Source organism: Nitrospirota bacterium (assembly GCA_020851375.1).
In the GTDB taxonomy this organism is placed as follows: Bacteria; Nitrospirota; 9FT-COMBO-42-15; order HDB-SIOI813; family HDB-SIOI813; genus RBG-16-43-11.
Map to the genome: position 1 here is coordinate 1 of JADZCV010000001.1, position 10284 is coordinate 10284.

Genomic DNA, 10284 nt, shown 5'->3' on the forward strand with positions numbered 1-10284 from the left:
CGGTATCGTCTTTATATGAGGTGAAGATGATTGGCGCCTCAGCCGTGCCAAAGGCATTGAGACCGGCAGGGTAGTTCATTCCATTTGCGATCTGAAGGTACGTACCAGTCTGAAACTTCACAACCACCCCAGGCTCAATCGTCAGGGTGATGGGGGTGCTGGTATTTCCATAGAACTGGACTGAGGAAGTGACAACATACGGGCTGCCGGAAAGGGTCCATGTGGTGTCGGTGGAGATACGCCCACCGACTGTTTGTGAATAAACAATGTCGGGAATAATTAGAATCAGGCTCAGCAACAACCAGATGAAAGACACAATAAATGACTCCAGGGTGAACTAATAGCCATAATGCTTTATATGGCAGACGAAATATACTCCATACATATTATAATGTCAAGATAGTAAATGCGTCTCATTAACCAATTGACAACAAAATCTCATCATGATAACTTACACATCCTGTAAATAATATAACACCAAAGGAGACTTATGAACGCATCACATATTCATGTAGCACTGACCCATGTCCCGGTCATTGGCATTATCTTTAGCGGTGTTCTCTTGTTAATCGCCTTCCTTATGATGGACAAGAAATGGCAAGGCATCGCATTCTGGTTTATATTCTTTGTCGCACTTTCCACCATCCCTGTCTTTTTCTCAGGTGAACCGACGGAGGACATCATCGAGAAACTTGCCGGAGTCTCAAAGACCTTTATTGAGAAACATGAGGCGTTCGCAACTATTTCATTTGTCACCATGATAATACTTGGACTCCTGTCTATTATTGGCCTCATCATCTACAGAAACAAACCCATGTTCCCAGGATATTTTCAGGGGGGTATGCTGATATTCACCATAATCGTCATGTTCCTGTTTACATACACCGCTTATCTTGGCGGTCAAGTCCGTCATAGTGAAATCCGGTCAGACTTTAAGATCAGCGGGCCGGGTCAGGCAGGCGATGCTGCAAATCATATTGATCATGACGATGACTGACGCCTTCTAAAGAATATCAGGAAAAGAGCAGAGGCAATAATAGCAGTCGCTGTCCCGAACAGGAAGGTCGCCTGCGGGCCTTTTATATCCCATAATAGTCCGGCAAGGAAACTTGATGGAAGGGTAACCAATCCTGTGATGGTGTGATAGACGCCATAACCTGTACCTTTGGCATTATCAGGCAGGAGGGTCGCCACAAAGGCCCTCTGCTGTCCTTCACTTATACCCATAAAGATACCGTAAAGGAGGAAGAGTATCCATACAGTGGTCTGACTGCCGGCAAAGGCAAACCCAACGTATATCAAACCAAAGAGTATATAACTGCCCAGAATCATCCGTTTCTTTCCAAAGTAGTCAGCAGCAATGCCGGCAGGTAAGGACGATACGGAATAGACTGCGTTAAACAAGAGATAGAGGGTAGTAACATCCAGCAGGCTGCCCCCAACATCCTGAATCTTGAGTATGATGAATGCGTCACTGGAGTTACCCAATGTAAAGATGGATACGACAACAAGAAACTTTCTGAAATTGACATCAGTAAAACTGAGGCTTAGCAATTTCCTGTGACTTCCAGGATTTGACGGTTGTAACTTCTCTCTGACAAATGATATGATCAGGATAACTGCGGCCAATCCAGGCAGGATAGACAACCAGAATATAGTCCTGAAGGCAACTTCAGTTGTACCGTAATCCCGCATAAAAGCGTCTTCAGAATTGTAGTTAACACCGAAAAAGTATAGGACTACTAAAGCAATTGCCGGCCCCGCAATAGCGCCGAGGGTATCCATCATCCTGTGAAAACCAAAGGCCCGTCCGAGGCGAACTGATTCCGTAGACTCGGCTATTATTGCATCCCTTGGAGCTGTCCTGATCCCTTTGCCGATCCTGTCAATAAAACGGTAACCCAAAACACCAAACCATGATGTGGCTGCTGCAAGGATGGGGCGGGTAAAGGTTGATAATCCATAACCATACAGTATAAGGGGCTTTCTTTTTCTCATCCTGTCTGAAATATAACCGGAAACAACCTTAAGGAGGCTTGCCGTGCTTTCTGCAACACCTTCGACCAAACCAACGATAGTCTTATTTACTCCGAGGATATTGGTAAGGAAGAGTGGCATGAGCGGATATATCATCTCGCTCGACACATCCATGAAAAAACTCACCCAGCCGAGGGTAAATACATTGCGCTCAAAACCGAGGATTTTTTTGTTGTTATAATCCATCTGACCTCATATCCCTACCCTCTCCCTCAACTCCTCAAGATATTCCCACCGCCTGTAGGCGGATATGAGTTCTTCTTCAATTATTTCGAATCTTGCTTTGGCCTTGTTCATCTCAGCAGGGGTCCTTTTAAAATATTCCGCATCTGACATAAGCCTGAAAAGTTCTTCCCGTTCGCTTTCAAGCTGTTCGATTCTTTCCGGCAAAGAGACCAATTCCTTTTCTTCCTTAAAGGAGAGCTTCAGTTTGCGGGGTCTCTCTTTTTTTATGACCTGCTCTTCGGCATGTCCTTTGGCTGCTGGTTGTAATTCATTGACCGAAGGCCTTCGCTGCAATATCCAGTCATCATATCCGCCGGGGTATTCGGCTATAATCCCATCACCTTCCAAAACCATGGTGCTGGTAACCACATTATTAAGGAAGGCGCGGTCGTGGCTGACTAACAGGAGCGTTCCCGAATATTCAACCAAAAGTTCCTCCAGCAGCTCCAGTGTCTCGATATCCAGATCATTGGTCGGCTCATCCATGACAAGGACATTGGACGGCCTGGTAAAAAGCCTGGCCAGAAAAAGGCGGTTTCGCTCACCGCCTGAAAGGACCCTGGCCGATGTGCGGGCGCGCTCAGGGGAAAAGAGAAAATCCTGCAGGTATCCTATAATATGCCGGGACCTGCCGTTGATGGTAACCGTATCTCCCTTACCGCAGACATTTTCAATCACCGTCTTTTCTTCATCCAACTGTTCCCGCAACTGGTCGTAATAGGCAACCTCAAGATTTGTCCCCAGGCGCACCTTTCCCTGAGTGGGAGCCATCTTACCCAACAGTAACCGCAGGAGGGTGGTCTTACCCGCACCATTGGGGCCGATAACACCGATCTTATCTCCGCGCATAATCTGAGTTGAGAAATCTCTGATAATGCAGTTGTCGCCGTAACTGTATCCGAGATTGGAGACTTTTATAACGAGATGTCCGGAGATTTCGGACTCCTGAGCACGCATACTGACCTGGCCGATCGCCTTACGCTGGGATTTTTTCTCCTCGCGCATCCGTTCCAGCGCCCTGACTCTACCCTCGTTGCGGGTACGACGGGCCTTGACCCCCTTCCTGATCCATCTTTCTTCCTCAGTCAGGGCCTTGTCAAACTCCGCCTGCCTTACCGCTTCATTATCAAGGGCATTTTGCTTACGGATTAAAAAGGTTTCGTAATCACAGCTCCAGCTAAAAAGCCTTCCCCGGTCGAGTTCGATGATACGCGTGGCGATATTACGCATAAACATACGGTCGTGAGTTACAAGGAGCAGTGTCCCCGGGTAAGTCTTTAAAAATCCTTCCAGCCAGTTGATGGAATCCATATCAAGATGATTGGTCGGCTCATCGAGGAGGAGAATGCCAGGCTTTAGTACCAGCGCCTTTGCGAGGAGTGTCCGGCGCTTTTGACCTCCGGATAAATTGGTGAAATCGGATTCCGGGTCAAGCTTCATTTGGGCAATGACATATTCCACCTGATTGTTGATATCCCAGCCCCCGGTATGATCCAATTCCGTCTGCAGCCGCGCAAGCCTTCGCATGAGTTCAGGTGTGTGTTCAGTCAGCAACTGATGGCTGACATGATGATAATCCATGATAAGATTACCGCGATTGCCCAAACCAGAGGCCACTATATCAAAAACGCTTCCGGTCATATCTGCCGGAATCTCCTGCGGTAAATGCGTAATCTCAACTCCCTGCTGACGGATAATCTTTCCGCTGTCTACACCCATCTGTCCGGCTATCACCTTCATCAGCGTGGTTTTGCCGGTCCCGTTGCGCCCCAAAAGGGCCACGCGCTCCCCTGCTTCAAGATGAAGGGTTAACTCGTCAAACAAAGGAGGTCCGCCAAAGGTGACGGATATTTCATTGAGACTGATAAGTGCCATAGCTATTTAGTGATCCTGTGATTGTTAAGCCCGAATAAATTATATTCCTTTATGCAGTCAATTATCAAACATAGATTGTTATTCTCTTTAACAAATGGTATTATTTGCGAAAATTTGGGGATGGACAGAAAATGCCTGATTTAAAGAAGGAAATCTTAGAGGACTATCTCTCTGACCTCTATAAGGGTGATGCACGTATATCATCCATCAGTGAAATAGGGAAGGCAGAGACAGAAGAACTCAAGGGTTTTGGATACGGGGTGCCATACCTTATAAGATTTTCTGTAAACAATATGGAGAAGAGGATTGTACTTGCGACCATGTCTCCTAACTCATTCGGGCATGACCATTTTTCTGACCGGGCACAGAACCTGCTCTGGGACAACTCCTCATATAATCATCTGCCTAAACATGTCAGGTCTGTAGGCGTCGGGGCATTTACACCGGAAGGCAATATCATCTCTGCAGGTGAGGCTGAAGAGTTCTTTATTGTCACTGAATTTGCTGAGGGTAAAGGCTATAACAAGGACCTTGAAAGACTGCTTAACACGGGGAAGTTTGAATATACCGATGAAGCGAGGGCAAAGGCACTTGCGGAATATCTTGTTTCAATTCATAAAGTTAAGATGGATGCACCACATCTTTACACAAGGAGAATACGGGACCTCATTGGACATGGTGAGTGCATCATGGGGCTTATTGACAATTACAGGACAGGATATGAGTTCATCACTGAGGAACTACTTCAAAAGATAGAAGAGGGGTGTGTCAAATGGAGGTGGAAGATTAAGGGCATGGCCCACCGCCTCTGCCAGGTGCATGGCGACTTTCACCCCTGGAATATCCTCTTCAGGGAGGGGACAGACTACACGGTACTCGACAGGGCAAGGGGGGAGTGGGGGGAGCCTGCTGATGATGTTTCCACAATGGCCATTAACTACATATTCTTTTCAATTCAACAACATGGAAGGCTCGAAGGGGTGTTTGAGAGACTTTTCAATGTATTCTGGGAGACATATTTTGACAGATCGGGCGACAAGGAGATGCTCAGGGTCATACAGCCGTTTTTTATATGGCGCGGGCTGGTAATCGGAAGCCCGTTGTGGTATCCTACATTGCCTCTCGACAGGCGGAGGAAGGTATTTAACTTTATAGAAAACCTGCTTGCAGAGGATGAATTCAAGCCGGAAAGGGTTAACGAGTATCTGGGGTAGCGGAGATTTTCAGGTGAACCGTCATGAGCCCTTCGACTGTTCGGCACGCTCACAGCTCGGGGCTCACAAAGGTCGATGAAAACGTCATTCCCGCGTAAGCGGGAATCCAGACCGAGGCCTGGTTCTGGATTCCCACTCCCCGCTTAAATCCTGCGGAAACAGGTTCCGTGAGAATGACGGGTATATTGGACAATGTATCTAAAATATAATTCCTTGTGTCCTTTGTGTCTTTGTGGTAAGTAACGGGGGTTTTCAGATGAACGAAGGTTTTGCAATTTGGATTACAGGACTACCGGCTTCCGGGAAGACGGCTGTGGCAGAGGCAATTATTAGAAGGCTTGAGGAGTTGTATGAGCTTAAGGTAGAACACCTCGAATCTGATGCACTTCGTAAGATATTGACGCCTGAGCCAGAATATTCTGTGTCTGAAAGGGAATGGTTTTATGATGTACTAGTCTTTTTAGGGGGCATGCTGACAAAGAACGGGATCAACATCATTATTGACGCTACAGGCAACAGGAAGTCACACAGAGAAAAGGCGCGTAATTCTATGGGGAAATTTCTTGAGATTTATATTCGGTGCCCGCTTAAGACCTGTATGGAGAGAGACCCAAAAGGGATTTACAGGCTGGCACAGTCCGGCAAGACCACGACGGTACCAGGTATACAGGATATGTATGAAGAGCCGGATTCACCTGATTTAATAATTGACTCGGACAAGGTCTCTCCGGAATCCGGAGCAGAACATGTGATTGCCTTGCTCAAGGGAAAACATTGGGTGTGAACCATTAATATCAGTGTTTTCAAAGGAGCATTTTCAAATAAACCGTCATGAGCCAGGGCTCACAAAAGACAGATGAAAATCCCCCCTATCCCCCCTTTACTAAAGGGGGGATAGGGGGGATTTGAACGGAGATTTTCAGGTGAAGCAGGATGACAAATAATGACTGACATTTTTGTAGAACGTCTGAGCGGATTATCAGTGGGAGAGCGGATGGTAGAAATCGTGGAGCGTAAGGGGCTTGGCCACCCGGATAGTATCTGTGATGCCATTATGGAACAGGTCTCCCTGGCGCTCAGCGCGGAATATATGAACCGTTTTGGGACCATATTGCACCACAATATTGATAAGGGCCTCCTGGTAGCCGGAGAAGTCGAGAGAAAATTTGGCGGGGGACGGGTAACAGAACCGATGCGTCTCATATTTGGGGACAGGGCAACATTCAAGGCCGATGACAGCAGTATACCGGTTAATGATATTACGATCGCCACTGCAAAGCAGTGGTTTAGAGACAATCTAAGGTTCGTTGATCCGGACAACCATGTGAATTATCAGGTGGAGATCAGGCCTGCATCTGCTGAACTTCAGGACATATTCAACCGGGGCGGTGAGGTTTTTTCTGCAAATGATACATCTGCAGCAGTTGGCTATGCACCATTCACTGACACTGAGACAGTGGTGCTCGAAACTGAGACTTACCTTAATTCAAGTGCTTTTAAAGAGCTTTTCCCGGAAACCGGGGAGGATGTCAAGGTTATGGGATTCAGGCGCGGCAAGGGGCTTACACTTACCATAGCCATGCCCTTTCTCGACCGATATATAACCGATGAGCGTGTCTATTTTGATAAGAAGCGTTCTGCATCAGCAGCCATAGAAGATTTTGTCATGACAAAATGCAGTAATTTTGACAAGGCGGATATATTTGTTAATACCCTCGACAAAGAAGGCAGGGGACTTGGAGGGATGTATCTGAGCGTCCTTGGTACATCAGCAGAAGACGCTGACTCCGGTGAGGTGGGACGCGGCAACAGGGTAAATGGTATCATTGCCCTGAACAGGCCTGCTGCTGCCGAGGCAGCGGCAGGTAAGAATGCCGTAAGCCATGTCGGAAAGATATATAATATCCTGACTCACAGAATGGCGCATACAATTTATGAGAGCGTAGACGGAATAAAGGAGATCTATGTCTGGCTTGCAAGTCAGATAGGGAAACCTGTAAACGAGCCTGTACTGGCGTCTGCCCAGGTTTCACTGGAACACCGTGCATCACTATCAACTGTCTCGAAGAAGGTTACAGAAATAATTGAAAAGGAACTGTCGGAAATTGATCATTTCTGTAAGGAGCTGCTACAGGGGAAATATCCTGTCTGTTAACTAACCATTTGAACCTATTTTAAAATATGGAGGTAACTATCCGATGATGCCAGCTAAAAAGCAAGATGCCCTAAGGAAGATGCTTATAGAGAAGAAGCGGGAGATATGGAATGACGTCAAAGATAAGTTGTTTCAGCAGCTTGGTAAAGACTACAGGAGCGAGATAGATACAGTGCTGGATGAAGGTGACAAGGCATTAAGTGACCTTGCAGAAGAAACAGGACTCACCCTGGTTGATCTTAGAAAAGGTACTCTGGAAAAAATAGACCATGCACTGAAAAAGCTTGATGAAGGGACCTACGGTATTTGTGAGGACTGTGGGAACGAGATAAGCGAACAGAGATTAAAGGCCCTGCCATTTGCAGTCCATTGTGTCGAGTGCAAGCAGAGACGTGAAGAGTTGGAAGAGATCGAGAAGGAGCGGGAGAGGTTCGGCGCAACACCGTCGTCTGAACCCGGAGAAGAGGCAATATAAAATTACAGATTTTTCAGTTCATCAATACCAAAAATATTTATCTTGCTTAAGTCGCGGCCCGGGAAGAAGCTCGTGAGTTGGCGCAGAAGAATCTTCTTGGGCGCAAAGCTTGCAAGAAATACATGGATCTTCCCCATGGAGTGGTCGCGAATATCTTCCAGGAACTTAAGCTGGTGTTCCTTCTCTTTAATATAAAATTTTACTTTACATTCATAGCATTGACCTGCCTCTTTTTCGGGGTCCCAGGCACCAACATCTATCTTCTGCCCCTCATCCCTATGCCTGTCCCGTCTTGTATTCCAGTCATTGATCACGACATAGCAGTCCCTGCGGACGATATTATTCTCACTATATGAATAAACCTCCCTAATCCTGTGATACAGATAGACTTCAGGAAACAGACTGCGCTTTTTCCCAAGAATCGAGAGCCCCTCCTCAGTCTGGGAATAGCTTGAGTAAAGTGAGAAAAGGTGTTTAAAGAAGGTCATAAAAAGATCATCATTCTCCAGCATCTTCTTTTTTGCCCATATCTTCACCCTTTCAGGGAGGGTTGTAACACTGCTCAGGTCAATAAGGTCTTTTTCCTTAAAACAAAAGCATATTATGGAGGCATAGTTTGAGAAATCCTCTCCCCTCTTGGATATGAGGATTGAATTGATGGCAGTTACATCTTCATCAGATTCCAACTCTTTTAAGAATTTCTCACTTCGCTCATCTACGGGAAAGTCTACTTTCATTATTGAACTCTATATTTTCCATTGCGATCCTTGGCGAAAAAATAACAGGAGAAAAACCCATCTTGTCAGTTATATTGGCTATTATTGCGGATGAATGCGGCAGGCACTGATTTATTATAGAAAGGACATTCTTTTTTATCTTTATAAGGCTGGTAATCTCTGCAGGAGACATAGGCTCCAGAAGCGAAATATTTGCTCCCAGCATAATCTCGATCTTAAATGGTCCTTCATCCGGGTTAAAGGTAATCCTGTCTGTTATTGAAACTGAGAAATGGTCACTCTTACGCTTCGGTATGTTAATCTTATGTGAGACATTGCGCTTTAATTCCACCTGTCTTATGGCATCTTCACCCATTGCAGAAGACCTGCTCGCATTGATACTCTGCAAATAGCAGTCTATATCCATTATCTTGCCAATTATATCCATGGTCAGGGGTTCTAAACTGAGATTACACTCTGTTTCTATGCTTCTTTTATCCGGCGGTTAAGTCCAATCAAAGGCCTTCGGCGCTCAGCTATCCATGGTCTCAGGGAAATGGTTTTTCCGTTTTTAAACACTGCAGTAATTGAAGGTGAGTGCTGGTGTAAGTTAGTAACCCATTTATCAAGAACCAGAGGATTGACTTTTTTCCTTCTTGAGTGAAGCCGCCTCTTCTTTAATCCCAAATGGATTACATCCCTTTGATAATAATCCGGAATGGATTCAAGCCACAACTGATATTCAGGGTCATCCAGCTCTTTCATGTCATCCAGTGCAGTAGTTAAATAGTCACCTGAGTGTGCAAGTTTAACAAGGTCACTTAAATCTAATGTCTTTGTATGCTCAATTATGTCAATTAAATCAGGCAGGACATCCCGCTCAAGCATTGACCTGAATTTAGCTGATTTTTCAAGCTGTTTAGTAATCCCTGCAATCCTTTCCATGTCAGCAAGATCTAATGACGTGAGTCTTTCACTTATCCCTGCATCTCTGGCAACCATATCATTTATGTGCGACAAATATCTTATGGAAAAAAGACCTATAACTACCTTGGAAAGGAGCCTGCTCAACTGGCGCCCCACAGCAGGGCTAAGATGCCAGAGTGCAAAAAGCCGCTCATATGTCAGCTCTGACACATGATGTACAAACCGCTCATCCTGAATATTCCTGAGCAGAAGCTTAAATTCTTTCTCTTTCATGCCTGTCACTTTAACCAAACAGCACGCCAGTGTCAAGTAAAAACAGCTTTTTCCTTACTTCAGCACAGTTTTTAGACAGCCCTAATACGAAAAAACGCTGTGTTTGCCCATGAATGGTAATGGCCACTGCCGATCATGGTTGCCCTTATCTCTTCTCAATCCGTATATAATCCACCTCCATGTGCTGCCGGTGTTCTATTGAAGAATTGTCACAGAGGTTCAACATCTGCTGGGTAATATTAATACCATCCAGATATACTGGTTCTGAGATTCCACCCCAGGCGGCAAGCAATTCATATACGTTGATGGAATAGCCTGAACCAAGAGGAATAAAGACTGTAGGCCACATAAGGCTCTCATGTCCCTGGGCAGTCAAAACCACTGTGC

General features: G+C 45.8%; 12 protein-coding genes. 5 read left to right on the plus strand and 7 right to left on the minus strand.

Features of this window, described 5'->3' with window-relative positions; all coding sequences use genetic code 11:
• Window positions 1-316: hypothetical protein (locus IT393_00005; GenBank protein ID MCC7201040.1), on the minus strand; the 316-nt coding region annotated here is incomplete at its 3' end.
• A gap of 174 nt (window positions 317-490) precedes the next feature.
• Here IT393_00005 and IT393_00010 point away from each other — a divergent pair.
• On the plus strand, window positions 491-997 hold the full coding sequence (locus IT393_00010; GenBank protein ID MCC7201041.1) for a hypothetical protein: 507 nt from the start codon (window positions 491-493) through the stop codon (window positions 995-997).
• On the opposite strand, the gene IT393_00015 is transcribed toward IT393_00010, so the two are convergent.
• Together IT393_00015 and IT393_00020 are read right to left on the minus strand one after the other, a co-directional pair.
• Window positions 982-2223 carry an MFS transporter gene (locus tag IT393_00015; protein ID MCC7201042.1) on the minus strand — a complete coding sequence of 414 codons (1242 nt, stop codon included), beginning with the start codon at window positions 2221-2223 and terminating at the stop codon, window positions 982-984. The genes IT393_00010 and IT393_00015 overlap by 16 nt on opposite strands.
• A 6-nt stretch (window positions 2224-2229) precedes the next feature.
• Entirely contained in the window at window positions 2230-4137 is a 1908-nt protein-coding gene (locus tag IT393_00020; protein ID MCC7201043.1) for an ATP-binding cassette domain-containing protein, read from the minus strand.
• A 131-nt stretch (window positions 4138-4268) separates the two neighbouring features.
• Here IT393_00020 and IT393_00025 point away from each other — a divergent pair, with 131 nt between their 5' ends.
• The 4 genes from IT393_00025 (at window position 4269) to IT393_00040 (ending at window position 7981) form a co-directional block, all read left to right on the plus strand.
• Window positions 4269-5351 (plus strand): phosphotransferase, encoded by a 1083-nt coding sequence (locus tag IT393_00025; protein MCC7201044.1) that lies wholly within the window; start codon window positions 4269-4271, stop codon window positions 5349-5351.
• Between the two features lie 256 nt (window positions 5352-5607).
• Window positions 5608-6135, plus strand: coding sequence for an adenylyl-sulfate kinase (locus tag IT393_00030; GenBank protein MCC7201045.1), 528 nt, complete (start codon window positions 5608-5610; stop codon window positions 6133-6135).
• Between the two features lie 159 nt (window positions 6136-6294).
• On the plus strand, window positions 6295-7506 hold the full coding sequence (locus IT393_00035) for a methionine adenosyltransferase (protein ID MCC7201046.1): 1212 nt from the start codon (window positions 6295-6297) through the stop codon (window positions 7504-7506).
• 43 nt (window positions 7507-7549) lie between these two features.
• On the plus strand, window positions 7550-7981 hold the full coding sequence (locus tag IT393_00040; GenBank protein MCC7201047.1) for a TraR/DksA C4-type zinc finger protein: 432 nt from the start codon (window positions 7550-7552) through the stop codon (window positions 7979-7981).
• Window positions 7982-7983: 2 nt separating this feature from the next.
• On the opposite strand, the gene IT393_00045 is transcribed toward IT393_00040, so the two are convergent.
• The 4 genes from IT393_00045 to IT393_00060 form a co-directional block, all read right to left on the minus strand.
• Entirely contained in the window at window positions 7984-8718 is a 735-nt protein-coding gene (locus IT393_00045) for a hypothetical protein (GenBank protein ID MCC7201048.1), read from the minus strand.
• A complete protein-coding gene (locus tag IT393_00050) occupies window positions 8693-9145 on the minus strand; it encodes a hypothetical protein (GenBank protein ID MCC7201049.1) in 453 nt (150 codons plus the stop codon). The genes IT393_00045 and IT393_00050 overlap by 26 nt, the downstream gene beginning before the upstream one ends.
• Window positions 9146-9180: 35 nt before the next feature.
• Window positions 9181-9897, minus strand: coding sequence for a hypothetical protein (locus IT393_00055; GenBank protein MCC7201050.1), 717 nt, complete (start codon window positions 9895-9897; stop codon window positions 9181-9183).
• Window positions 9898-10042: 145 nt separating this feature from the next.
• On the minus strand, window positions 10043-10246 hold the full coding sequence (locus IT393_00060) for a hypothetical protein (GenBank protein MCC7201051.1): 204 nt from the start codon (window positions 10244-10246) through the stop codon (window positions 10043-10045).
• Window positions 10247-10284: the final 38 nt, after the last annotated feature.

What these genes read in the sequence shown, in the direction of transcription:
- IT393_00010 (MCC7201041.1), top strand. Translation starts at nt 491, where the DNA reads ATGAACGCATCACATATTCATGTAGCACTGACCCATGTCCCGGTCATT.
- IT393_00015 (MCC7201042.1), bottom strand. Translation starts at nt 2,223, where the DNA reads ATGGATTATAACAACAAAAAAATCCTCGGTTTTGAGCGCAATGTATTT.
- IT393_00020 (MCC7201043.1), bottom strand. Translation starts at nt 4,137, where the DNA reads ATGGCACTTATCAGTCTCAATGAAATATCCGTCACCTTTGGCGGACCT.
- IT393_00025 (MCC7201044.1), top strand. Translation starts at nt 4,269, where the DNA reads ATGCCTGATTTAAAGAAGGAAATCTTAGAGGACTATCTCTCTGACCTC.
- IT393_00030 (MCC7201045.1), top strand. Translation starts at nt 5,608, where the DNA reads ATGAACGAAGGTTTTGCAATTTGGATTACAGGACTACCGGCTTCCGGG.
- IT393_00035 (MCC7201046.1), top strand. Translation starts at nt 6,295, where the DNA reads ATGACTGACATTTTTGTAGAACGTCTGAGCGGATTATCAGTGGGAGAG.
- IT393_00040 (MCC7201047.1), top strand. Translation starts at nt 7,550, where the DNA reads ATGATGCCAGCTAAAAAGCAAGATGCCCTAAGGAAGATGCTTATAGAG.
- IT393_00045 (MCC7201048.1), bottom strand. Translation starts at nt 8,718, where the DNA reads ATGAAAGTAGACTTTCCCGTAGATGAGCGAAGTGAGAAATTCTTAAAA.
- IT393_00050 (MCC7201049.1), bottom strand. Translation starts at nt 9,145, where the DNA reads ATGGATATAATTGGCAAGATAATGGATATAGACTGCTATTTGCAGAGT.
- IT393_00055 (MCC7201050.1), bottom strand. Translation starts at nt 9,897, where the DNA reads ATGAAAGAGAAAGAATTTAAGCTTCTGCTCAGGAATATTCAGGATGAG.
- IT393_00060 (MCC7201051.1), bottom strand. Translation starts at nt 10,246, where the DNA reads ATGTGGCCTACAGTCTTTATTCCTCTTGGTTCAGGCTATTCCATCAAC.